The following is a 22,646-nucleotide window of genomic DNA, read 5'->3' on the forward strand; positions in this document are numbered from 1 at the left end:
ATGGACGATGCGATTGAGCTCGCCGACTTCATCGCGGATCTGCGGGGCGAGCTGGAGCGCGCCATCTGGCGCGGCGAGGGCAAGGATCTCGGCTTCGAGCTGGGGCCGATCGAGCTGGAGCTGGCCGTGGTGGCCGAACGGGAGACCAAGCCCGGCGGCAAGATCAAGCTGTGGGTGCTGGAGGGCGGCGCGGAGGCGCGCCGCCGCTCCATGGTGACCCACACCGTGCGTCTGACACTCGAACCACGACTTCTCAGCCAGCCCGGTGAGAAGGTGAAGGTCAGCGGTAACGACGTTCCCCGCGAACGGTGACCTCCGCGTTCTACCTGGGCGACCTCGACCCGCACCGGCTGGCCGAGGTGCTCGCGGGCGCGCGCGGCACGGCGTACCGAGTGGGCAGCGGAACCGCCGTGACGGCCGAGCACGTCCTCGGCGACTCCGCCGAGATCGGGCTGCGCTTCGACGCCGACACCGATGCGGAGTGGACGGTGACGGCGTCCGTCGCCTGGCGGGACCCGGAGACGGACATCGCGGTGCTGACGTTCCCGCCGCCCGGTGCGGTTCGTGCCGTGCCCATCGGGCGCTTCACTGATCGGGCCGCCGTCGTGCCCGCCGAGACGGCCGGCTTCCCGCTGTGGAAGCTGAGGACCGCTGCGAGCGGCGAACGGTACCGCGACCTCAGCTATCTGACGGGCTCGATCGCGATTCTCGCCGATCGGCGCAGCGGGCGGGCCGAGCTCGTCGTCACCGGGCCGCAGGCCGCGCCGACCGGCTCGCCGTGGGAGGGCATGTCCGGCGCACCGGTGCTGGTCGGCGGCCACCTCATCGGGGTGGTCATCGAGGACCACCTGGCCGAGGGCCCCGGCCGGCTCACCGTGGCACGGCTGGACCGATGCCCGCCCGAGGCCCTGTCCGCGATGGACATCACCGGCACACCCGCCGATGTGACGCCCCATCCGCTGGGCTGGACCACGCGTTCGGCGTACGCCGCGCAGGTTCGCGACATCGTCCCGCTCGGCGGACTCCGCGACCGGGACACGGAACTGGACGAACTGGCGGCTTTCTGTGCGGGACCGATCCCGTACGTCTGGTGGCGGGGTGATCCCTGGGCCGGCAAGTCGGCGCTGATGTCCAGCTTCGTCTCCCGTCCGCCGGCCGGCGTCGAGGTCGTCTCGTTCTTCGTGACCGGCCGGCTGGCCGGCAAGGCCGACAGCGAGGCCTTCACCAATGCGATGGTGGAGCAGCTGAGCGCGGTGATCGAGGAAGACGAGCCTGTAGCCGTCTCGCCGGGCTCGCTCGACGCGCATCGCCGCCACCTGTTCGAGGCGGCCGCCCGCCGGCTCGGCGAGCAGGGCCGCCGCCTGGTCCTGGTGGTCGACGGCCTCGACGAGGACAAGTGGACACCCGACTCGGCGATGGCCAGCATCGCCGCGCTGCTGCCCAAGAACCCCGGCGACCATCTCCGGGTGATCGTGTCCGGGCGGCTGCACCCGCCGGTCCCCGACGATGTCGACACCGACCACCCGTTGCGCGACTGCCCGATCCGGACCCTCAGCCAGACCGCGTACGCCCGCGAGCTCGAACGCGCGGCCAACCTCGAACTCAACCGGCTGCTGGCCGGCGGCCGCCTGGAACGTGATGTGCTCGGACTGCTGGCCGCCTGCGGCGGCGGGCTCGACTCCGCCGAACTGCAGGAGCTGACCGGGACCGCGCCGTACGAGATGGATCCGCTGCTCGGCAGCTCCTTCGGCCGGGTCGTGGTGAGCCGGGCCACCGACTCCCTGATCGGCGACGTCCCCCGCCCGGTGTTCCTGTTCGGCCACGAGGAGTTGCGCCGCAGAGCCGTCGAACGACTGGGCCCGCGCGAGCTGGCCCGGCACCGGGACCGCCTGCACACCTGGGCCGAGGGCTACCGCGACGACGGCTGGCCGACCAGCACACCGGCGTACCTGCTCCTCGGTTATCCGCGGATCCTGGAGCAGGATCGGGACATCCCCCGCATGGTGGCGATCGCGCTCGACGTCCGGCGCCATCAGCGATTGCTCGAGGCCACCGGCGCGGACGGGCCTGTCCTGACCGAGATCGCCGCGGCGATGCGGGCGGCCGTCGGGCAGGACGACCCCGACCTCGCGACGCTGATGCGGCTCGCATATCACCGGGGTCTGGGGACGCACCGTAATGCGAAACTGCCGGCCGAGCTGCCTGCTGTCTGGGCGAAGGCCGGCCGGCTGGTCCGCGCCGAGACGCTGGCGCGCAGCCTGGCCGATCCCGTTCGCCACGCCCGGGCCATGACCAGGCTGGTGGAGCCGTACGCGGAAGGCGGCGCCCCGGATACCACCGCGCGGATCGTCGCGGACACGGTGACCGCGATCGCCCGGATCCCGAACCGCTGGCAGCGTAACCGCGCCCAGGGCGACCTCGCGGTGGCCGTCATCGCGGCCGGTGATCTCCGGCGCGGTCATGAGGTGGCAGCCGGGATCGAAGTGCCGGAGATCCGCCGGGAGGCGTTGCGAGCGCTCGCCTTGAGCCAGGTCGCCCGCGACGATCCCGGTGTGGCCGCCACCATCGACGACCTGGCTCGGGCCGGGGACCGGCAGCAGGCCGACGCGTTCCGCGTCGTCGCCGGTCTGGCCCCGGGCGGCGCGGCCACCCCGGAGGCACGCCTGTGGCTGCTGCTGCGTCTAGGCCGCGAGGCTGAGGCCCGGGCCGTCGCCGGAGGCATGCCGGAGGTCGAGCGCGGGCTGCCGATCCTGGCCGAGGCGATGGGTCTCCCGGACCTTGCGGACTTCCTCGCGGCCCGGACCCCGGTGAGCGCGAGGGCCTCCGTGTGGCTGGGTCTGGCCGGGCGGCGCCGGGGAGGCGAGCGCTGCTCCACAGCGCTGGAAGAGGCACGGCAGAGGGTGGCGGAGTCCACCGACGACCCGCTGAAAGACCTGGTGCCGCTGCTGCTCACCGACGGCACGCCGGAGACCTGCAGGCGTTTCGCCATGGATCTGGAGAGTTCCTACCAGAAGGACTTCACCACCCTGATCTACCGCAGCCTGCTGTGGCGCCGGGCTGGCGACGCGGACGCGGCACGGGCCGCCGCGGCTGCCGCCGAGGCCCGGGTGCCCGAGGACGAGGACCGATCGCCGGCGATGCTCGCCGCGCTGTCCACCGTCCACGCCATCCTCGGTGACCCGCGCCGGGCCGACGACCTCCGCCAGGAGTTCCGGCGGCTGATTTCCGGCCGTGCGTCCGCGAACCCGGGACAGGACCTGCGGGACTGCACCTTCCTCGTGGGGATCGGGGCCCACCGTTTCGCCGAAACCGTGGCCCGGTCCATCCGTGACCCCTCCAAACAGGCCCAGGCATTCGGGGCGGTGATGTGGGAGGCGGTGCGTTCCGGTGAAGTCGACGAGGCCGTGACGGCCGGCATCGCTCTGCCCGACGGCCATTGGCGCCGCCACTACCTCACCGAGCTGGCTGTGGGCCTGATCGGCATCGGTCACGTCGATCGCGGCGTGGCCGTCGCGGCCCGGATCGAGGCGGACGGCCGGGAGACCGTCGACCTGAGCCTAGCGAGCGAGGTATACCGCCGGACCGCACTGGCAGTGCTCGACACGGGCCGCCTCGACCTGACGATCGAGCTGGCCGATGGCGTCACCGAGCAACGCGGGCGCGACGAGCTGCTGCGCCGGGTGGCGGAGAGGCAGGTGGCGGCCGGCGACCTCGGTGCGGCCCGGCGACCGGCACTGATGATCGGGCAGGTGTCCCGCCGGGCGGAGACGATCGCCGCCGTCGCGGAGGCCGGCGCGGCCGCCGGTGACACCGATGCGGTGCGCTGGGCGGCAGCGGAGATGGCGGTGCTCGCCCCGGACGCGGCCCACGCCGCCCGATCACTGCTGCCGTCCCTCCTGGCCCTCGGCCTGTACGACGAAGTGACCGCGCTGGCCGAGGCCGTCGCGCTGGCTCCGGCGACGCGGCGGGAGGGCGACATCATCGCGGACAGCTTCGCGACGGTCCTCGACGCCGTGCCGACCGTGGACGTCCTCCGCCTGGTCGGGGCGGCGACGCCGGCGCACCGATCGGCGCTGCTCGGCACGGCGGCAGCACGCGCCATCGCGCGCGGCGACCTCGACGCCGCCGAGTCGATGCTCCCGGACGGCGACTTCCGCGCCTTCGCGATCAATGCCATGGCCGGGGGCAGATTCAGGGCCTCCGAAGTACCGGGACGCCGCCGTTTCCTCGACGCCGCCGCGCAGCGGGCCCGCGCCTCCTCCGATCCGCTGGCTCTGCTGAGCCTGGCCGCCCTGGTCCGGGCGGTCTGGCCGGATCTGGACGACTCCAGGATCGGTGCCGAGGCCGTCGAGAACGCGGTGGCGGCGGAGAACCTGGACGTGCTCCTCGACGGCGTGGGGATCGCCGCCGAACGGGGCGCGAAGGACCTCGCCGGCCGGCTGGCCGAGGAGTCGCTAGCCATGATCAGGCCGCTCTACGGCAGTCAGCAGGGCCACGACCAGCTGTTGCGGCTGGCCGCGCAGCTCTCCGGGAGCGCCAACGAGTACGAGTACCGCCGCCTGCGGCACTCCCCCCGGCTCACCGGTTTCGCGGACACCTTCTGGCAGGGCGACGATCTGCTGCAGCTGATCTCAGCGATGGCCACCGAATTGATCGAGAACCCAGCGCCGACGGGCCATCACTTCGGGGTCGGACTCGGGCATGACAGTCGCCATGATCCTCTCGCCGAAGCTCGTCTGATCGCCGCCGAGGCGCGCCCCGCCGATGCCGCACGCGCCGAGATGCTCGTCGCCGAAGTCGCACGCCGGACCGAGCGCAGCGAACGTGATGCGGGCCCTCCGCCGAACCTGGTGCTCGGACGCGCTAAGCCGCCCCGATCGGGACGAGTTGACCGGGCGCTGCGGGAAGGACGCTCGGAGGAGGCGGAGGCCGAAGTACGCGAGGCGGACGCTCTGGTTCGGCGCGCCTGGGAACTCGTGGAACGCAACGAGCAGGCCCGGGCGCGGGAGGTGTTCGCGGAGGCCGCAGCGATCGTCGACCCAGAATCCGCTGTCGGTCTCACCGAGGTCCTGCTCCAACTGGGCCTGTTCGACCAGGTGGCGGCAATGGCCCGCCGCGCCGAGGCGGACGATCCTCGGTACCAGATGATGACGAGGCTGACGGAGACGCTGATCGCGGCCGGCCGGCCCGATCAGGCCCGGGAGCTCGTCGAGGAGATGCTCGGCGCGGCCGGCGGTCAAGGCCTGGCGCAGCACCTGGTCGCCCTCGGCATCCAGAGTCTGATCGAGACGCGCGCCGCCCAGGAGGCCGTCGCCTGGGCGCCGCTGGTGGAGGACGACCGCGTCCGCGATGGAGTCCTCGGCCGAGCCGTCACGCTCCTGACGGCGGACGGCGAGTTCGCGGCCGCGGGCACGGCCGCACAGGGCATCACCGACCCGTCGCGGCGCCTCGCCGCGTCCGTCGAGGTCGCGGCGGCAGCGTGCGACGCCCGCGCCCCGGACGGCGGGCGCCTGCTCGCCCTGGCGGTCACGAGCGCGGTCACCTTCGACGGCGACGGGAAGTCCGGCGACTATCGCACGGCAGTGGTCCGGCTCGTCGACGTCCTCATGGCGAACGGTGACCGGACGACTGCCGGCCGGGTCCTGGCGAGCGTGCCCGCCGGCCAAGCGCGCCTCCGCACCGAGATCATCCTCCGCCTGCTCGGCACGACTCTCGACGACGACGCGCAGACCGGGACCCTGATCGCCGCGTACACGGTCGCCGCCCGGGCCATGGTGGGCCAGGAGGACTACGTGCGTAGCATGACCGCGCTGGTGACCCGGCTCATCGAGGCGGGTGACCAGCGCAGGGCCGCCGACGTCGCCCGGAGTATCGCCTCCAGCCCCGTGCAGGGCCGCGAGCTGGCCCGCCTGGCCGTCGTCGAGAGCGAGCACGGCACCTCGCCGCTCGGGCACGCGCTGCTGGCGGAGGCGCTCACCACCGAAGGCTGGCTGGAAGCAGTCGACGTGGCCGGCCGCATCGCGCCGGACGCTCTCCGCGCCTTCGCCGAGGCACTGCGCGAAACCCTGCGCAGCGAAGCCTGACCGGCGCGAATCGGCGCTGTCGCCTTTCCGATCGCGGCAAAACGAATGATCGTTCTTGACGAACGGCCCGTCACGGGTTCATGCTCGAAAGCAAAAACGAACAGTCGTTCGCCAAAGGAGCTCTTGACATGGCCACCCAGACCACCCCGTCGCCCTGGCCGAAGGTGGCCGGCGCCGTCGCCCTGCTCACCGTCGTCGTCAGTGTGCTGCTCACCGCGTTCGCCTGGCCGTCGGTGCGCTCGTCGGTGCACGACATCCCGATCGCCGTGGCCGGGCCGGCCGCCGCCACGGCGCAGGTCACGGCCGCGCTCGAACAGCGGCTGCCGGGCGGGTTCGAGGTCACGGCGGTCGGCGGCACGGCCGCGGCCGAGCAGCTGATCCGGGACCGGGAGGTGTACGGCGCGATCGATCTCAGCACCGGCGCCCCTCGGGTTCTGACCGCTTCGGCAGCCAGTGCCTCGGTCGCGCAGACACTGCAGTCGGTGGCCGCGGGGCTGAACCCCGACGCCGGCACGACGGCCACGGTCACCGACGTCGTGCCGCTGCCCGCCGACGATCCGCGCGGCGCCGGGCTCACGGCCGGTGCGTTGCCGCTGGTGCTGGGCGGCATCCTGGCCGCGGTCCTGCTCACCAACCTGCTCAGCGGCGCCACCCGCCGGATCGCCGGAGCACTCGCCTTCGCGATCACCGGCGGCCTGGCGATGGCCGCGATCCTGCAGTTCTGGCTGGGGTCGCTGGACGGTTCGTACCTCGCCAACGCCGGTGCCGTCAGCCTCACGATCGCCGCCACGTCGATGGCCATTCTCGGTCTGGAGTCGCTGTTCGGGTATGCAGGCCTCGGCATCGGGGCGGCCATCATGATGCTGATCGGCAACCCGCTCTCCGGCAGCGCCAGCGCACCGCAGATGCTGCCCGGCTGGTCCGGCGAGCTGGGTCGGTTGCTCCCGCCCGGCGCCGGCGGACAGCTGCTCCGATCGACGGCCTTCTTCGACGGCCACGGCAGCGCCCATGCGGTGATCGTCCTGCTCGGCTGGCTGGCCGCGGGCGTCGCCCTCGCCATCGCCGGGGCGCTACGCAGCCGCCGCCCCGGCGTCGCCGACGGAAACGAGGCTGACACCGAGACACCTGCAATGGTCTGATCAGAACACGACACGGGAGGGATGGATCATGACGACCACGACCCGCCGGTCCCTCCGCCTCGCCGGTACAGCCGCCCTGCTCGTCCTCTTCGCCGTCGAGCTGGTGATCGCCTGGCCCTCGCTGACCAGCGCCTTCACCCATCTCCGTACCCCGCACCCCGGCTGGCTCGCTGCCGCGCTCGCCGCCGAACTCGCCGCGATGGCCGCCTACGCCCGGATGCAGCGACGTCTCCTGCGCAGCGCGGGCGTCCGGGTGCCGCTGCACCGCGCCGTAGCCGTCGCCTATGCCGCTCACTCACTCAGCGTGACTCTTCCGGCCGGTCCGGCGTTCTCGACGCGGTTCAACTTCCAGCAGATGCGCCGCTTCGGGGCCAGTCCGGCGATCGCCTCCTGGTGCATCGCCTTCTCCGGGATCCTCTCGGCGGCGGCCCTCGCGGCGGTCGGCGCCACCGGTGCGCTCGCTTCGCACGGCACGCCGGATCTCACCACCCTCGCCGTCCTGGCCGCCGGCACGCCGATGCTGATCATCGCGGTCCGGCGCGCCGACGTGATCGAACGCCTCCTGCGCCGGCGCCTCCCCCGGGCGGCCTCCACGATCGCGACCTTCACCGAGCAGCTCAAGGCCGCCCGCCTCACCCCGGGAAACGCCACCGCCGCGTCAACGTTCGCCCTGCTCAACTGGCTTCTCGACGCCGCATGCCTCTGGCTGCGCCTCCGGGCGACCGGAGGGACCGGAATCGGACTCGGTCCGCTGCTGCTGGCGTTCTGCGCGGGGTACGCAGCCGGCACGATCACGATCGTCCCCGGCGGACTCGGCATCATCGACAGCGCGATCATTCTCGGACTCACGACCGCAGGCATCGACACCCCCACGGCCATCGCGACGGTCGTCCTCTACCGCATCATCAGCTTCGGAGTGATCATCGGCGCCGGATGGATCGTCTGGTCCGCGATCCACGCCCTCCCCCGGTCCGGCCAGGCGGCCTCCTCACGCTTTCCCTCCCCGATACGCCGGCACCCCCGTGCGCATGCCCGTGACCACCGGAATCAGGCAGCCCCGCCGGCCACGAGCGCATCCAGCCGCGAGCTGATCACGTCGGCGTCACCCTGCCCGTGGGCGAGGACGACCGCCGACGAACCGTGAACGGCCAGAAGTGTCGGGAACCCTGTCACACCGAGGTGCTTCGTACGTACGAAATCGGCCTGCTCTTCACCAGCCGCCACCGGACCGCCCAGCGTGAGCCCTCGCTGGGCGGCGATCGCGGTGAAGGTATCCGGATCGGACAGACTGCGACCTTCGACGTAGAACGCGTGCTGCACCGCCTCGGCGAGCTCGACCGCCCGGTCCGGCGCGGCGTCACGCAGGGCGGCGAACCCGCGAGCGGCCGCCTCCGAGTCCATCACGAACGAGCCGTCGGCGATCAACCGCCGGTAGCCGGGCCCGAACACCGCCCCGGTGAGCTCGCTGATCCGCGCGTTGGCGCCGTCGATGTACCCGAACCGGCCGATCGGCACGCGCCGCGATCCGGTGAACAGACCGCCCGAGATCACCTCGATCGGCAACTCGGGGTGACGGCGGACAACCTCACGAAGCGTAGGGGCGAAGCCATGGCACCAGCCACAGTAGGCGTCGAAGACGTAGACGAGTTGCATGCGGCAACAATAACTGAGGAGTCAGGGTTTACCGCAGGCGAGGCAGAGCATCCCGGGCCGAGTGACTGAGAATACGGAGGTCCTCGGCGAATCGGGCGCGATCAGATTCGGGCAGCGGCTCCACGAAGTAGCGGCGGATGTTCTCCACGTGCACGCGCGACGCCCGGACCGCCGTCTCCTCACCCCGCGGAGTCAGCCGCAGCAGCCGCCCCCGCCGATCGGACGGGTCGTCCAGGCGCTCGACCAGGCCGGCCGCCTCCATCCGGTCGACGAGCCGGGTCACGCCGCCCGTGGTGAGTACCTGCTCCTGCGCCACCGCCCGCATCGGCAGGCCCTCGGCACCGGCGCGACCGAGAATGAGCAGGACCTCGTACATCAGATGGCTGATCCCGCACTCCTGTTCGAGCGCCCGCCCGAGGATGTACTCGAGCCGGTTCGCCGCGCCCTGCAGACGCCCGAACGCCAGGACCAGCTCATGATTTGCGGCTTCCGAGGCCGTCGAGATCTCCACGATCCGATTCTTCTACGCCACGTAGTCGTGCAGACGCCGGGCCAGCTCGCCCGGCCGGCTCAGCGCCGGGGTATGACCGCCTTCGATCTCATCCGGGGTGATCCCGAGACGCTCCCGCGCGACACGACGCTGGAACGCCACGGGCATGAGCCGATCGTCGCGGCAGATCACGACCTTGGTGGGTACGCGGGGCCAGGCCACCAGCGGCGACGGTTCACTCAACCGCGCCTCCGACTGGCGGCGGCCGTGCCTCACGGCTTCAGCGGCCAGGGCCGGCTCGACGTCCTGATAGAACAGGGCGATCTCGTCGTCGTACTGGCCCTCGGACGTGTAGCCGGTGTCGGTCCAATAGTCGGCGGGCGCCTCCCCCGGCATCGGAATCATGGGCGCCACCAGCACCATCAGCGTCGCCGGCACCCGCTCGGCGACCAGCGGCGCCACGAAACCGCCGAGCGACTGGGCGACGACCACGAGATCGCCGCTCCGGTCACCGATCGCGGCGACGACCGTGTCGGCGTAGTCAGCGAGGCCCGCGGTGTCGTCGTCGCACGGCAGATCCGGTGCGACGGTGTCGTGGCCGCGGGCCCGCAGCTCCGCCTCGACGCGGTGCCAGTACCAGCCGACGTCGCCGGCGCCGTGGATCAGGGCGAAGGTGGCCAATCCCGGCCCCTACGCCCGGGTGAGTTCGAGGACCGGGATCGTCCGGATGCCGGCGGTCCGTTCCGCGTATCCGGCGAACCCGGGATAGCGGCTCGCCTGCTCCCCGAACCGGCGGTCCCGCTCGTCACCCTCCAGATCGCGGACGGTGACCTGGTAGGTCTCGGCGCCGCGCTCGACGGTGGCCCGGCCCGCCGCGGTCAGATTGTGGTACCAGCCGGGGTTCTCCGGGGCGCCGCCCTTCGAGGCGATCACGTAGATCACGTCGTCGTCGGACTCGTGGGGCAGGTACATCATCGGGCTGACCATCTCCCGGCCGGACTTGCGGCCGGTGTGGTGGACCAGCACCATCGGCGCGCCGGCGAACTGCCCGCCGACCCGTCCCTCGTTGGCCCGGAACTCGTCGATGACCTTGTCATTCCAGTCGCTCATGCCCCGATCCTTCCACCATCGGCCCCCGCTGCCGACCCGGCACCGCAGCCATCCTCCAAGATCCGCGAGTGAGCGCTCCGAGGACGGGCGGCCGAGGTCAGAAGAGCCAGCGATCGAGCAGGCCCGGCCAGAATCGGCTTTCATGGTCGCCGTCCGCGATGGCGGCCGGGTCGATGGCTTCGATCCGGTGGAGGAGATCGGCCAGTTCGGCGAGTGCCTGCTCCTGCGACTCGGCGCTCTCGTCCCAGCGGTCCAGAGCCGTGGACTCGGCGAAGCGGGCGCCCACCGTGTGCAGCGAGCACAGCCATTGGCTGATCGAGGAGTTCACGAAGGAACCGGCCGGCCACAGGCGGACCTCGCCGGACTCCGGTACGGCGCCGAACTCCCAGCCGTCGTCGTGGAGCGCCAGCCTGTACATCGCCGGCGCGGCGCGGAAGGAGACGTCGAGGACGATCTCGTCGAGCAGCGGGACGCCACTGAGGACGAGCGCGTCCTTCGCCGGCATCGGGAGCCGCCAGGTCTGCACGTCCGTCCGGGTCGCGCGGTGTACGCGCCCGCGGCCGGCCCAGGATTCGAACTCCTCCACCGTGGGCGGCGTCATGTCAGCCGAGCTCGGCGGAGAGACGTTGCAGGTCGGCGGCGTGGCCGAGGGGTGAGCCCGATTCCGCCCAGTGTGCCAGTGAGGCCGGGGCCAGCAGTCCCCCGCCGGCGAGCAGGCCGGCACCGATGACGCCTTCCATCTGATCCAGCGACGCCGGGCGGATCACCAGGTCCTGGGTGACCAGATCGGTGCAGCGGGCCAGGACCGACTCGGCGACCAGCTCGGTGAAGCGGGGGCCGGTGCGCAGCGCGCCACCGCCGAGGACCAGCACCCCGGGGTTGGTGAAGTTGACGAGATGGGCGACCACCTCGGCGAGGGCCTGCACGCGGCGGTCCACGAGCTCGTTCGCCAGCGGGTCACCGGCCAGCGCGGCGGCGCCGATGTCGCCGAGGGCCAGCGGGCCGGCGAGGGCGGACAGGCGCGGGCTCTCCTGGACTCGCCGGGTCGCCTCCTCCAGCAGGGACCAGCCGCTGGCGACCGCCTCGAGGCAGCCGACCCGGCCGCAGCGGCACCGCGTCGACGGGTCGTCCGAGACGTGGACGTGGCCGATGTCCCCGGCCGCGCCGCGATCGCCCCGCAGCAGGCGACCGCGATTGATCAGTCCCGCGCCGATGCCGGTGCCGGCCTTCACGAAGAGCATGTCGCGGCCGTCGTGCGGTTTGCCGGCGGTCCACTCGCCGAGGGCCATCAGGTTCACGTCGTTGTCGACCCAGACCGGGGCGTCGTAGTGGTCGCGGAACCAGGACCGGACGCTGAACCCGTCCCACCCCGGCATGATCGGCGGGGCGACGAGCCGGCCGGTGGCGAACTCGACCGGCCCGGGCATCCCGATGCCGATCCCCCACGGCCGGGCGAGCCCGGTGGTCCGGGCCATCCCGGCGAAGGCCGCGCCGAGCCGGCGCATGGTCCGCTCGCTGCCGAGATCGACGGCCCAGTCCTCGTGGTGCGACGTGATGATCGAGCCGTCGAGGTCGAGGACCGCCGCGGTGAACTCCGAGGCGCCGACCAGTGCGCCGTAGACGTACCCCGCCCGGGATTTGAAGCGCAACGTGCGCGCCTGCCGGCCACCGGAGGACGGCGCCAGCTCACCGTCCTCGAGGAGTCCGAGAGTGATCGCCTGATCGACCCGCTGCGTCACGACCTTGCGGCCGAGTCCGGTGGCCGTGACCAGCTCCGGCCGTGTCGTGGCACGGCCGGAGCGGACCAAATCGATGATCAAGGCAAGAGGGGCCGACTCCAGACTGGCGACCGAGGCGGGCAGCAACATGAAGTCCCCCATCCGAAAGAGACGGCTCAGCCGCGACGCTGAGCGATCTCGGCCTTGATCTGCGGCAGCTGCGCCTCGAGCCGGTAGAGCCCGATGCACACCGCCTGCAGCGCGGCGATGATAGCTGGCAGCACCAGGAACAGCAGCATGATGCCGTCGCTCACCTCGGCGGTGACATCGTCCGGCCGGTAGCCGACCGCGGCCAGACCCCAGGCGAGCAGGGCGGATCCGAGGGCGGCGCCGATCTTCGTGCTCATGCTGTAGCCGGAGAAGAGCAGGCCCTCGTTGCGCTGGCCGCTGCGCCACTCCTGCCATTCGACGGTGTCGGCGACGAGCGCCGGGACCGCGACGAAGCCGAAGCCGCCGACGATGTTCGCCAGGAAGAAGACGATGGTGAACGCCGCCAGGTCGTCCTGCAGGTAGTAGAGCGGGATCGTCAGGACGATCGAGGCGACCAGGCCGAGCAGGATGCCGTTGCGGTGGCCGAGCCGGCGGAGGATCGGGGCGGTCACCACGGAGCCGAGCACCGCCGACAGCGAGAACGCCAGCAGGATGATCGAGATGGCGCCCGGGTTGTGCAGCGTGTGCAGGGCGAAGTAGACGGCGCCGCCGGTGATGATGCCGAGCCGGGCGAAGGACAGGATGCTGAAGACGACGACGGTCAGCCAGGGCCCGTTGCGGAACATGGTCCTCAGAGCGCCCTTGGTGGTGCCGGAAGAGACCGGGGTCAGCGGCACCCGCTCCTTGACGGAGGCGAAGACGACCCAGAAGAGCGCCATGCCGGTGACCGCATAGATCGTGATCGTCCAGAAGAATCCGGTGCGAGAGGTCGTCGAGCCGCCGAAGAACGCGATCAACGGCTGCGTCGCCGTCGACACGACGATCAGACCCAGGCCGATACCGAACGCCCGGAAACCGGCCAGCTTCATCCGCGTACCGGAGTCACGCGTAGCCATCGACATGAGCACGCCATAGGGCACGTTGACCAGCGAATACGCCAGGCCGACCAGGATGAAGGTGACGTAGGCCCAGGACACCGCGCCCAGCTTGCCGCCGGCCGGCGTCACGAACGTGAGAACGGTGAGGACGCTCAGCAGCGGCGCGCCGAAGAGCAGGTACGGCCGGGCACGCCCCCAGCGCGTCGTCGTCCGGTCGAGGATCATGCCGACGGCCGGGTCGAAGAACGCGTCGAGCAGGCGCGCCACCAGCATCAGCGTGCCGGCGGTGGCCGCCGCGATGGACGCGACGTCGGTGTAGAAGAACAGCAGGTAGCTGGAGATCGTCGTCCAGGTCAGGTTCGACGCGATGTCGCCGAGCGTGAAGGCGGCGCGTTCCCGGCCGCGGACGGCACGCGGGTCGTCGGCCGGATCGAGGACTTCCGGGCTTATGGCGGGGCTGATGCTCATCGTCGAGTCCTTAGCGCAGGGTGATGGGGCTCATACCGCGGTGAGTGGAGCCATCTTGTGCTCGCCCCGCACATAAGTCAACGGGTTGTTTCCTGGGAGTTTCCATCCTGCCACCGTTAGCGGCCCAAAAAGGCATCTTGTCTTTTGTTCCTAGCGAACGTAAGTTGCTCGACATGAACCCCATCCCCACCGCTGTAGACGTCGCCATCATCGGCAGCGGCCCCGCCGGCGCCACCTATGCGCGGATCCTCAGCGAGCGGGCGCCGGGCCTGCGGGTCGCGCTGTTCGAGGCCGGTCCGCTGGTCAGCGACCCGCCCGGCGCGCACGTGAAGAACATCCGCTCCCCGGAGGAGCGCGCCGCGGCACAGCGGCTCTCCGAAGGACCGCGCCCGACCACCGGGACCGACACCCTGGAGGACTACGCCGGCCGTCTCCAGCGCCCGGGCACCTTCCTGCTGCCCGAGGACGGGGACATGCCGGCCGCCGCCATGTCGGCGAACGTCGGCGGGATGGCCGCGCACTGGACCGGCGCCTGCCCGCGTCCCGGCGAGAGCGAGCGCATCGGCTTCCTGCCCGCGATCGATCAGTGGCTGACCGAGGCGGAGCGGCTCCTGGGCGTCTCCGCCGAGGTGCTCGCCGACGCGCCGCTCGCGGGCGAGGTGCGGCGCCGGCTCGCTGCCGCGCTGGACGCCGATCGCGCTTCCGACCGGACGGTACGGCCGATGCCGCTCGCCGTCCGCGCCGAACCGGACGGGCATCTCCACTGGTCCGGCAGCGACGTGGTCTTCGGCGACGCGACGCGATCCAACCCGGGCTTCAGCCTGCACCCGTCGTCACTGGTCACCCGGGTGCTGACCGAGGACGACGCGGTTCGCGGCGTCCTGGTCCGCACCGTCGAGGACGGCGTCGAGCACCAGGTCGCGGCCCGGTTCGTGGTGGTGGCGGCGGACAGTCTCCGTACCCCGCAGGTCCTCTTCGCCTCCGGCATCCGTCCCCCGGCGCTGGGCCGCCATCTCAACGATCAACCCCAGATCGTGTACGCGGTACAGCTCCGTGACATCCCCTCCACCGCCGCGCACACCGGCATCAGTGGCGTGAGCTGGGTCCCGTTCACCGACGCGCATCCATTCCACGGCCAGGTCATGCAGCTCGACGCGTCCCCGGTCCCGTTCGCCGGGGAGGTCGTCCCGGGCTCGATCGTCGGGCTGGGATGGTTCTGCGCCAAGGACATCCAGGCGTCCGACCGGATCGAGTTCAGCGACACCGAGGTCGACGACCACGGGATGCCGGCGATGCGGATCCACTACTCCCTGACCTCGCACGATCTCGCCAACCTGGAGACGGCGGAGAAGGAGATCCAGCAGGCCGCGGCAGCCCTCGGCGACCCGCTCGACGACCGGCCGCCGCTGCGGTTCCCGGCCGGCGCCTCGCTGCATTACCAGGGCAGCGTGCGCATGGGGCCGGTCGACGACGGCACGTCGGTGTGCGGGCCGGACAGCCGGGTCTGGGGCGTCAAGGGCCTGTACGTCGCGGGCAACGGCGTGATCCCGACCGCCACCGCCTGCAACCCCACCCTGACCGGTGTAGCGCTCGCCGTGGGCGGCGCTCTGGCCATCTGTGAGGAGATCTGATGCTAGACAGGGACATCATCCAGAACCGCGGGTTCCGCAACGTGCCCGGCGGTTTCCAGTTCCGGCTGCGGATGCCGAACTACCGCGGCGTCCAGGGCAGCCTCATCGAGGGCGTCTCGGTGTCCGTCGACGACGAGCTGCACTTCGACCGGTCGATCCCCCTCTGGACCCTCCAGGGTCGCGAGTTCACCCTCGCCGAGCTCGCCGTCTCCACCGAGGTGCGCTGGCAGCTCGACGAGGCAGCGATCATCACGGTTCCGCACCCGGGTGGGCTCGCCCCCGGCGTCCACCACCTGTCGGTCGGCATCGCGCTGCAGGCCCCGTACATCCCCGCCGAGTTCCAGCCGTCGGTCTTCACCGCCGAGCGAAAGGGCACGATCCTGCCATGAGCCTCCAGTACGGCGTCTCGCTCTACAGCTACACCGGCGACATGTACACGCTGCTCACCCTCTCCGACGCGATGGCGGAGATCGCCGATCTCGGCGCGACCGGCATCGAGATCCTCGGTGAGGGCAACATCCCCGGCTATCCGTCTCCGCCGGCCGCCTGGATCGACTCCTGGCACGCGCTGCTGGCGCGATACGGCCTCACGCCGACGAACTACGGCTCCTGGATCGACTCGCGGATGTGGCAGCACCGCGATCTCACGGTGGACGAGGGTGTCTCCATCCTCCAGCGGGACCTGCGGCTCGCCGCGACATTGGGCTTCTCTTCGGTACGGCCGAAGATCGGTGTGATCTCGATGGACCTGAAGCCACACCCGATCTGGGACGAGGTGGTGTCCCGGTCGCTCGACCTGGCCGCCTCGCTGAACATCGTGATCTGCCCGGAGATCCACGCCCCGACGCCGATCAAGCACGAGGTCGTCGACGAGTACCTCGCGTTCATCGAGCGGACCGGCTCGCCGAACTTCCGGCTCCTCATCGACACCGGCATCTTCCAGCGGTCGGCGACGTTCGCGAAGCACGCCGGGCTCAGCGACGAGGCGCAGGAGGAGGGGTGGCGCAAGCCGCTCGCCGTACCGATGTCCGATCTTGCGGAGGTCCTGCCCTACACGCACTTCATCCAGGCCAAGTTCTTCGACATCGACGCCTCCTTGCAGGATCCGCAGATCCCGTGGGACGAGATCGTGGCGACGCTGGTGAAGCACGGCTACTCCGGCTACCTGTCCAGCGAGTACGAGGGTGACCGCGAGCCGTACCGCGGCGTCGAGCAGGTGCGCCGCCAGCACGCGCTGCTGCGCTCGCTGGAAGCCGCGGCATGAAGCAGCTGCGCGCGGCGGTGGTCGGGACCGGGTTCATGGGCGCCGTCCACTCGCGCTCGATCATCACGGCCGGCGGGTCGCTCGTCGCCGTCGTCGGATCCTCCGCTTCCCGGGGGGCCGAGGCCGCCGCCACGTTCGGGGCGTCCTTCGGGACCGGGTCACTCGACGAGGCATTGGACGCCGGAGTCGACGTCGTTCATGTGTGCACGCCCAACACGAGCCATCACTCGTACGCCAAGAAGGCGATCGAAGCCGGTGTCGCCGTCGTCTGCGAGAAACCCCTCGCGATCGCGTCCGCGGACGCGGAGGAGCTGACCGCGCTGGCCGCCGCCCGGGGCGTCGTGGCGACGGTGCCGTTCGTCTACCGCTACTACGCGTCGGTACGGGAAGCGCGGGCACGGTTGCGGGCGCCCGGCGCGGACACGCCCTGGCTGCTGCACGGAAGCTACCTGCAGGACTGGCTCGCCGATCCGGCCGCGACGAACTGGCGGGTGTCCCCGGCCGCCGGCGGACCGTCGCGGGCCTTCGCGGACATCGGCGTGCACTGGTGCGACCTGCTCGAATTCGTGACGGGTCAGCGGATCGTGAGCGTGTCCGCGAAGTTCGGTCGTTCCGTCGCCTCGCGCCCCACGGAGGACGGCGCGGTCGTCGCCTTCACGACCGATCTCGGGGCGATCGGCAGTGTCGTCGTCAGCCAGGCCACGCCGGGGCGGAAGAACGCGCTGTCGTTCTCGTTCGACAGCGCGTCCGCCTCGTACGCCTTCTGCCAGGAGACCCCGGAGTCGCTCTGGGTCGGCGGGCTGTCCTCGAACGAGATCGTCCTGCGTGATCCGTCTCGGACCGGCACGCGGGCCGGGCTGCCGGCCGGCCATCCGCAGGGGTACTACGAGTGCTTCGCCGACTTCGTGGCGGACACCTATGCGGCGATCCGGGGCTCGGCCGTCGACGGCCTTCCGTCGTTCGCCGACGGCCTGCGGGCCAACCGGATCACCGCGGCCGTCATCGCGTCCGCTGCCTCGGGGCGCTGGGAGGAGATCGCATGAGCGCGCGTCAACCGGTCACACTCTTCACCGGTCAGTGGGCGGATCTGCCGTTCGAGGAGGTGGCGCGGCTGGCGTCCTCCTGGGGTTACGACGGCCTGGAGATCGCCGCCTCCGGTGATCATCTGGATCTCGAGCGGGCCTCGGAGGATGAGGCGTATCTGCGATCCCGGGTGGACATCCTGGACAAGTACGGCCTGCGCTGCTGGGCGATCTCGAATCATCTGGCCGGCCAGGCGGTCTGCGACGACCCGATCGATTTCCGCCACCAGGCGATCCTGCGTCCCGCTGTCTGGGGCGACGGATCTGATGAGGGCGTCCGTCAGCGTGCCGCCGCGGACATGAAGCGGGCGGCGCGGGTCGCTCGTCGCCTGGGCGCGGACGTGGTGGTCGGGTTCACCGGGTCGTCCATCTGGCGGTATGTCGCGATGTTCCCACCGGTTCCGCAATCGGTGATCGACGAGGGGTACGAGGACTTCGCCCGCCGCTGGAACCCGATCCTCGACGTCTTCGACGCCGAGGGCGTCCGCTTCGCCCACGAGGTGCACCCGTCCGAGATCGCCTACGACTACTGGACGTCGGTGCGGACCCTGGAGGCGATCGGCCACCGTCCCGCGTTCGGCTTCAACTGGGACCCGTCGCACATGCTGTGGCAGGGTGTCGACACCGTCGGTTTCATCACCGACTTCGCCGACCGCATCTACCACGTGGACTGCAAGGACACCCGCATCCGCCCGCAGACCGGCCGCTCCGGCATCCTCGGCTCCCACCTGCCCTGGGGCGACCCGCGCCGAGGCTGGGACTTCGTCTCGACCGGCCACGGGGACGTCCCCTGGGAGGACGCCTTCCGTGCCCTGGCGTCGATCGGCTACTCCGGCCCCATCTCGATCGAATGGGAGGACGCCGGCATGGACCGCCTCCACGGCGCTGCCGAGGCCGTCACCGCGGTCCGCAGGCTGCTGTGGAGACTCCCGGAGGCCGCTTTCGACGCGGCCTTCTCCCAGCGGTGAGCGATGTCAACCCGGCGTCGGGCCCGAGGCCGCGGGGCCGTCGTCCGGCGTCGGCACGCGAGGCCCTCGCCACGGCTCGGTCACCGCTGGGCGGTCGCCCGGTAGAGGACGTAGGCGCCGAAACGGGACGTGCCGCGCAGTGACTCCGCCACCCGGGTGAAGCCCGCCTCCCGCAGGGCGGCCAGGACCCGGTCGGGGCTGGCGGCGGCGATCAGCGGATGACGGTGGCTGTCGCCGTGCTTGTCGGTGCCGTCCACGTCGGCGATGTGGAGTTCGCCGCCGGGGCGCAGTACGCGGGCGGCTTCGGTGAGGGCCCGGGCGCGGGCGTTCTCGTCGAGGTGATGAAGCATGAACGAGGAGAGGACGCGGTCCATCGCGCCGTTCTCGTACGGGAGGGCGCCGGCGAACGCCCTCTCGTACCGGATCGTCAGCCCGCGGCGCCTCGCCTTGCGACGGGCTATCGCGAGGGCGCCGGGGTCCGGGTCGATGCCGTGCAGGGTTGCGGCCGGCCGGCGGCGGGCCAGGGCGGTCAGCAGGTTGCCGGTGCCGCAGCCGATCTCCAGGATGTCCTGGTCGCCGGTGAGGGCGGCGTGGTCGAGCAGTTGCCGGTGGACGCGGCCCGCGCCGGCGAGACGGCTGAACGGGTCGTAGAGCGGTAGCAGCCAGCGCTTGCCCATCGCCGGGACGAAGTCGGTGTCGGTCATCGGTCGCTCCCTGGGGTAGGACGAAAGTCGGTCGTACTCTCAGGGTCATGCGTTCTCCGGCTGCGGACATCGGCGGATCTGTGGGGGCGACCGGACAGAATGTGGATCGGGCGCCGCTGGTCACGCTCGACCGGTCGCCGGGGACGTCGCCGGTTGCGGTCTATCGGCTGCCGGACCGGGGCGCCACCGGGCATCCGGCTGCCGCAGGGCCGCACCGGCACGACTTCCTGGTGATGTTCTACGCGCATCGGGCCGGCGGGACGGTCGGCATCGACGGCCGGGCCTGGAGCGTCCGGGACGGGTACCTGTTCGTGATCGCGCCCGGGCAGGCCGTCTCCTTCCCGACGGAGGCCGGGACAGCTGCGGCGATCGTGGACGAGGGATGGGTGGTGCGGTTCCCCGCCGACGCCGTGCCGCCGGGGGCGTACGCGTCGTGGCGGGCTCATCCGCTGCTGTTCCCGTTCGCCAGGGGCATCGATCGCGTACAGCGCCTGACGGTTCCGGTGGGTGAGCGGGGCTCGTGGCTGGGACGGTTCGGGGACCTGGACCGGGAACTGCGGGACCGGCCGGACGGATATCACGAGGCCGCCGTCGCGCATCTGACCCTGCTGCTCGTCGCGGCCGCGCGGCTCTCCGCCGGGGTGGCCGGGCAGCTGCGGTCGTCCGACGAGCCGCTGCTCGCCGCCGTGTTCGACGTGATCGAGGAACGGTTCGGCGAGCCGATCTCACTCGCCGATGTGGCAGCCGCGGTGTCGCTGACGCCGGGACATGTGACGACAGTGCTGCGGCGCCGGACCGGCCGGACCGTCCAGCAGTGGCTGGTGCAGCGGCGGATGCAGGAGGCGCGGCGGCTGCTGACCGAAACCGATCTGACGGTCGCGGCCGTCGGCCGGCGGGTGGGGTACGCGGACGTCAGCTACTTCATCCGGCGGTTCCGGGCCGAGCACCGGATGACGCCGGTCATGTGGCGGGACCGGGCGCCCGGGGACTGAGAGGAGAGGGGCGCGACCGCTCACGCACGCCGCCCGGCGTGTGCCTCGCGGTCCGGACGCGCAGCGGCCGGCGAGGAACGCCGGGCCCTCGGCGTGAGCGGCGGTCAGCACCCACCGCCCCGCTGCGACCGGCACGTGATCTTATCTGTTGATCCACTTCTCCATGGCTTCGGTGTAGCGATGACCCTCGATCGGGATCTTGTGGGCGGCGTCGGTCAGCTCGGTCAGGTCGTCCGGCGTGAGCCGCAAGGACGCGGCGACGACGTTCTGGCGGACACGGGTGACCTTGGTGGTGCCCGGGATCGGGACGATGGAGGGGCTCTGGGCCAGCAGCCAGGCGAGGGCGACCTGAGCGGGCGTGGCGCCGAGGCGATGGGCGATGGCCGACACGAGGTCGACGAGGGCCTGGTTCGCGGCACGCGCCTCGGCGGTGAACCGGGGCAGGCCGGCGCGCATGTCGGTGCTGTGGAAGGACGTGTCGGACGTGATCGCGCCGGTCAGGAAGCCGCGGCCGAGCGGGCTGAACGGGACGAAACCGATGCCCAGCTCGCGGAGCAGCGGAAGGATCTCCTGCTCGGGCTCGCGCCACCACAACGAGTACTCACTCTGCAGCGCCGTCACCGGCTGCACGGCGTGGGCGCGCCGGATGACGTCGACGCCCGCCTCGGAGAGACCGAAATGATTCACCTTGCCGGCCTCGATCAGCTCCTTGACCGTGCCGGCGACGTCCTCGATCGGGACGTCCGGGTCGACGCGGTGCTGGTAGAGCAGATCGATGTGGTCGACGCCGAGGCGCTTCAGGGAACCGTCGACGGCCTCCCGGATGTGCGCGGGGCGGCTGTCGACCTCGCGGCCGCCGTCGCCGATCGCGAAACCGAACTTGGTGGCCAGCACGACCTTGTCGCGGTGACCCTTCAGGGCCTGGCCGACCAGTTCCTCGTTGGTGAACGGGCCGTACACCTCGGCGGTGTCGAAGAACGTGACGCCACTGTCGATCGCGGCGTGGATCAGGTCGATGCCGTCCGGCGTGTCGACGGGCGGGCCGTAGCCGTGGCTGAGCCCCATGCAACCGAGACCGATCGCGGAGACCTCGAGCGTGCCGAGCTTGCGCTTCATCAGAGTCACGGGTTCACGCTACCGAGATGTGGGCCGAGGCTTCCGCCCTTTTGTCAGTGGGTGGAAGCTGAGGGCATGCGCCAGACCGAGCACCCGTCCTTGGAGGCCGTCGACCTCCCGACGGTGCTCGACGCCCTCGCCGACCCGGTCCGCCTCGAAGTGATCCGGCAGCTGGCCGTCGCCGACGGCGTGGTTCTCGGGCGATTCCAGGTGGGCGTGACGATGTCGACGCTCTCCCACCATCTGTCCGTGCTGCTCAGCAGTGGACTCGTGCGGATCAGCCAGCAGGGCAAGTACCGCCGGTGTGAGCTCCGGATGACCGAGGTGGAGTCGCGGTTCCCCGGCCTGTTGCCGACGATCTTGGCGATCGTGTGCGGGCAGCCGTTCGCTTGATAGCGTTCGCGGCGTGCGGGCGTTGGACCTCGCGGCGCGGATAGGGCCGTATTTCACCTGGCAGCAGGGCCCATTCCCACCACATTTTTCCGACATTTCCGATTTGTCGGATGCCCGGATCCTGGAAGGGCGTGTCGCTGCCGCCACGCGGGTTCTCCAACGTCTGGGCGCCTCCGCGGGCCTTGAGGAACGCGTTGTCGCCTCCACCGTCTTCCTCGGCCTGGCGGCCCGGCTCGTGTCCCCGCCACTGGGCGCCGCGGTCATCGGTGGAGCCGTGCCGGTCGCCGACCCCGCACGGATGCGCTGGCAGGCTGTCGAGAGTGGCCCGATCCCGATCGTCTATGACGATCTCGGAGCGAGCGAGGCCGACGACGTCACCGCGATCGTCGACGTGATCACCACGCTGGTGGCGCCGATCCTGGACGGTTTCCGGACGCGGTTCGTGCTGTCGCCGCAGGTGTTGTGGGGCAACGTCGCCTCCGCGCTCGGCGGCGCCCACACCATGATCGCCAAGGCCGTGCCGGAGCACGCGGCCCGCAGCGCGTTCCTCCTGGAGTCGCTGCTCGCCCGGGAGCCGCTGGCCGGGATGGCCACCCTGCACCACCCTGCCGACGGGCATTGGTTCCTGGTACGCCGGAACTGCTGCCTCTACTACCGCATCCCCGGCGGCGGCACGTGCGGTGACTGTGTGCTGGTGCCGGCCGAGGACCGCCGCCGGCAATGGCAGGCGATCCTCGGCCGATGAGC

The 22,646-nt window shown here is 71.3% G+C and carries 21 protein-coding genes; 12 read left to right on the top strand and 9 right to left on the bottom strand.

The annotated features are described in order from the left end of the window. The 4 genes from EP757_RS32145 (at position 1) to EP757_RS32160 (ending at position 8,366) form a co-directional block, all read left to right on the top strand. Complete coding sequence (locus EP757_RS32145) at positions 1-312, top strand: trypco2 family protein (RefSeq protein WP_127552162.1); 312 nt, start codon at positions 1-3, stop codon at positions 310-312. After that, the gene (locus EP757_RS32150) at positions 309-6,083 is read left to right on the top strand and encodes a serine protease (protein ID WP_127552163.1); all 5,775 of its coding nucleotides are present in this window, start codon (positions 309-311) and stop codon (positions 6,081-6,083) included. The genes EP757_RS32145 and EP757_RS32150 overlap by 4 nt, the downstream gene beginning before the upstream one ends. A gap of 128 nt (positions 6,084-6,211) precedes the next feature. Beyond that, entirely contained in the window at positions 6,212-7,222 is a 1,011-nt protein-coding gene (locus tag EP757_RS32155) for a hypothetical protein (protein WP_127552164.1), read from the top strand. A 28-nt stretch (positions 7,223-7,250) separates the two neighbouring features. Beyond that, a complete protein-coding gene (locus tag EP757_RS32160; protein WP_127552165.1) occupies positions 7,251-8,366 on the top strand; it encodes a flippase-like domain-containing protein in 1,116 nt (371 codons plus the stop codon). Here the strand turns inward: EP757_RS32160 and EP757_RS32165 are convergent. From EP757_RS32165 to EP757_RS32195, 7 genes are all read right to left on the bottom strand, one after another. Then, the gene (locus tag EP757_RS32165; RefSeq protein ID WP_127552166.1) at positions 8,270-8,875 is read right to left on the bottom strand and encodes a DsbA family protein; all 606 of its coding nucleotides are present in this window, start codon (positions 8,873-8,875) and stop codon (positions 8,270-8,272) included. The two genes, EP757_RS32160 and EP757_RS32165, sit on opposite strands and share 97 nt — an antisense overlap. A gap of 28 nt (positions 8,876-8,903) precedes the next feature. Next, positions 8,904-9,386, bottom strand: a complete 483-nt coding sequence (locus EP757_RS32170; protein ID WP_127552167.1) for a MarR family winged helix-turn-helix transcriptional regulator — start codon at positions 9,384-9,386, stop codon at positions 8,904-8,906. A 12-nt stretch (positions 9,387-9,398) separates the two neighbouring features. Then, a complete protein-coding gene (locus EP757_RS32175) occupies positions 9,399-10,046 on the bottom strand; it encodes an alpha/beta fold hydrolase (RefSeq protein WP_127552168.1) in 648 nt (215 codons plus the stop codon). 9 nt (positions 10,047-10,055) lie between these two features. Then, positions 10,056-10,475 (bottom strand): nitroreductase family deazaflavin-dependent oxidoreductase, encoded by a 420-nt coding sequence (locus tag EP757_RS32180; protein ID WP_127552169.1) that lies wholly within the window; start codon positions 10,473-10,475, stop codon positions 10,056-10,058. Between the two features lie 97 nt (positions 10,476-10,572). Continuing rightward, on the bottom strand, positions 10,573-11,076 hold the full coding sequence (locus EP757_RS32185; protein ID WP_127552170.1) for an SUKH-4 family immunity protein: 504 nt from the start codon (positions 11,074-11,076) through the stop codon (positions 10,573-10,575). 1 nt (position 11,077) lies between these two features. Next, positions 11,078-12,343, bottom strand: coding sequence for an ROK family protein (locus EP757_RS32190; protein WP_160165942.1), 1,266 nt, complete (start codon positions 12,341-12,343; stop codon positions 11,078-11,080). 26 nt (positions 12,344-12,369) lie between these two features. Further along, positions 12,370-13,749 (bottom strand): MFS transporter, encoded by a 1,380-nt coding sequence (locus EP757_RS32195; RefSeq protein ID WP_127552172.1) that lies wholly within the window; start codon positions 13,747-13,749, stop codon positions 12,370-12,372. Positions 13,750-13,922: 173 nt separating this feature from the next. On the opposite strand from EP757_RS32195, the gene EP757_RS32200 reads away from it, so the two are divergent. The 5 genes from EP757_RS32200 to EP757_RS32215 are packed head-to-tail and all read left to right on the top strand — an operon-like array spanning position 13,923 to position 18,694. Continuing rightward, positions 13,923-15,380: a GMC oxidoreductase gene (locus EP757_RS32200; protein WP_127552173.1), complete on the top strand. Its 1,458-nt coding sequence runs from the start codon at positions 13,923-13,925 to the stop codon at positions 15,378-15,380. Continuing rightward, positions 15,380-15,769 carry a DUF6379 domain-containing protein gene (locus EP757_RS43510; protein WP_197725427.1) on the top strand — a complete coding sequence of 130 codons (390 nt, stop codon included), beginning with the start codon at positions 15,380-15,382 and terminating at the stop codon, positions 15,767-15,769. The genes EP757_RS32200 and EP757_RS43510 overlap by 1 nt, the downstream gene beginning before the upstream one ends. Then, positions 15,766-16,644, top strand: a complete 879-nt coding sequence (locus EP757_RS32205) for a sugar phosphate isomerase/epimerase (RefSeq protein WP_197725428.1) — start codon at positions 15,766-15,768, stop codon at positions 16,642-16,644. Before EP757_RS43510 ends, EP757_RS32205 begins: the two co-directional genes overlap by 4 nt. Then, entirely contained in the window at positions 16,641-17,687 is a 1,047-nt protein-coding gene (locus EP757_RS32210; RefSeq protein WP_127552174.1) for a Gfo/Idh/MocA family protein, read from the top strand. Before EP757_RS32205 ends, EP757_RS32210 begins: the two co-directional genes overlap by 4 nt. Beyond that, the gene (locus EP757_RS32215; RefSeq protein WP_127552175.1) at positions 17,684-18,694 is read left to right on the top strand and encodes a sugar phosphate isomerase/epimerase; all 1,011 of its coding nucleotides are present in this window, start codon (positions 17,684-17,686) and stop codon (positions 18,692-18,694) included. The genes EP757_RS32210 and EP757_RS32215 overlap by 4 nt, the downstream gene beginning before the upstream one ends. Before the next feature lie 80 nt (positions 18,695-18,774). Here EP757_RS32215 and EP757_RS32220 read toward each other — a convergent pair whose 3' ends face one another. Then, positions 18,775-19,398: a class I SAM-dependent methyltransferase gene (locus tag EP757_RS32220; RefSeq protein WP_127552176.1), complete on the bottom strand. Its 624-nt coding sequence runs from the start codon at positions 19,396-19,398 to the stop codon at positions 18,775-18,777. A 47-nt stretch (positions 19,399-19,445) separates the two neighbouring features. On the opposite strand from EP757_RS32220, the gene EP757_RS32225 reads away from it, so the two are divergent. After that, complete coding sequence (locus EP757_RS32225) at positions 19,446-20,390, top strand: AraC family transcriptional regulator (protein WP_127552177.1); 945 nt, start codon at positions 19,446-19,448, stop codon at positions 20,388-20,390. 141 nt (positions 20,391-20,531) lie between these two features. Here EP757_RS32225 and EP757_RS32230 read toward each other — a convergent pair whose 3' ends face one another. Beyond that, entirely contained in the window at positions 20,532-21,506 is a 975-nt protein-coding gene (locus EP757_RS32230; RefSeq protein WP_197725606.1) for an aldo/keto reductase, read from the bottom strand. Positions 21,507-21,581: 75 nt separating this feature from the next. On the opposite strand from EP757_RS32230, the gene EP757_RS32235 reads away from it, so the two are divergent. Both EP757_RS32235 and EP757_RS32240 read left to right on the top strand, forming a co-directional pair. After that, entirely contained in the window at positions 21,582-21,899 is a 318-nt protein-coding gene (locus tag EP757_RS32235) for a helix-turn-helix transcriptional regulator (RefSeq protein WP_127552178.1), read from the top strand. Between the two features lie 103 nt (positions 21,900-22,002). After that, positions 22,003-22,644, top strand: a complete 642-nt coding sequence (locus tag EP757_RS32240) for a (2Fe-2S)-binding protein (RefSeq protein WP_232050108.1) — start codon at positions 22,003-22,005, stop codon at positions 22,642-22,644. Positions 22,645-22,646 lie beyond the last annotated feature (2 nt).

It is taken from the genome of Actinoplanes sp. OR16 (assembly GCF_004001265.1).
In the GTDB taxonomy this organism is placed as follows: domain Bacteria; phylum Actinomycetota; class Actinomycetes; order Mycobacteriales; family Micromonosporaceae; genus Actinoplanes.

Excerpts from the sequence above, each read along its gene's own strand:
- EP757_RS32145 (WP_127552162.1), top strand. The coding sequence starts at position 1 with ATGGACGATGCGATTGAGCTCGCCGACTTCATCGCGGATCTGCGGGGC.
- EP757_RS32155 (WP_127552164.1), top strand. The coding sequence starts at position 6,212 with ATGGCCACCCAGACCACCCCGTCGCCCTGGCCGAAGGTGGCCGGCGCC.
- EP757_RS32160 (WP_127552165.1), top strand. The coding sequence starts at position 7,251 with ATGACGACCACGACCCGCCGGTCCCTCCGCCTCGCCGGTACAGCCGCC.
- EP757_RS32165 (WP_127552166.1), bottom strand. The coding sequence starts at position 8,875 with ATGCAACTCGTCTACGTCTTCGACGCCTACTGTGGCTGGTGCCATGGC.
- EP757_RS32180 (WP_127552169.1), bottom strand. The coding sequence starts at position 10,475 with ATGAGCGACTGGAATGACAAGGTCATCGACGAGTTCCGGGCCAACGAG.
- EP757_RS32185 (WP_127552170.1), bottom strand. The coding sequence starts at position 11,076 with ATGACGCCGCCCACGGTGGAGGAGTTCGAATCCTGGGCCGGCCGCGGG.
- EP757_RS32190 (WP_160165942.1), bottom strand. The coding sequence starts at position 12,343 with ATGTTGCTGCCCGCCTCGGTCGCCAGTCTGGAGTCGGCCCCTCTTGCC.
- EP757_RS32195 (WP_127552172.1), bottom strand. The coding sequence starts at position 13,749 with ATGAGCATCAGCCCCGCCATAAGCCCGGAAGTCCTCGATCCGGCCGAC.
- EP757_RS32200 (WP_127552173.1), top strand. The coding sequence starts at position 13,923 with ATGAACCCCATCCCCACCGCTGTAGACGTCGCCATCATCGGCAGCGGC.
- EP757_RS43510 (WP_197725427.1), top strand. The coding sequence starts at position 15,380 with ATGCTAGACAGGGACATCATCCAGAACCGCGGGTTCCGCAACGTGCCC.
- EP757_RS32205 (WP_197725428.1), top strand. The coding sequence starts at position 15,766 with ATGAGCCTCCAGTACGGCGTCTCGCTCTACAGCTACACCGGCGACATG.
- EP757_RS32210 (WP_127552174.1), top strand. The coding sequence starts at position 16,641 with ATGAAGCAGCTGCGCGCGGCGGTGGTCGGGACCGGGTTCATGGGCGCC.
- EP757_RS32215 (WP_127552175.1), top strand. The coding sequence starts at position 17,684 with ATGAGCGCGCGTCAACCGGTCACACTCTTCACCGGTCAGTGGGCGGAT.
- EP757_RS32220 (WP_127552176.1), bottom strand. The coding sequence starts at position 19,398 with ATGACCGACACCGACTTCGTCCCGGCGATGGGCAAGCGCTGGCTGCTA.
- EP757_RS32225 (WP_127552177.1), top strand. The coding sequence starts at position 19,446 with ATGCGTTCTCCGGCTGCGGACATCGGCGGATCTGTGGGGGCGACCGGA.
- EP757_RS32230 (WP_197725606.1), bottom strand. The coding sequence starts at position 21,506 with ATGAAGCGCAAGCTCGGCACGCTCGAGGTCTCCGCGATCGGTCTCGGT.
- EP757_RS32235 (WP_127552178.1), top strand. The coding sequence starts at position 21,582 with ATGCGCCAGACCGAGCACCCGTCCTTGGAGGCCGTCGACCTCCCGACG.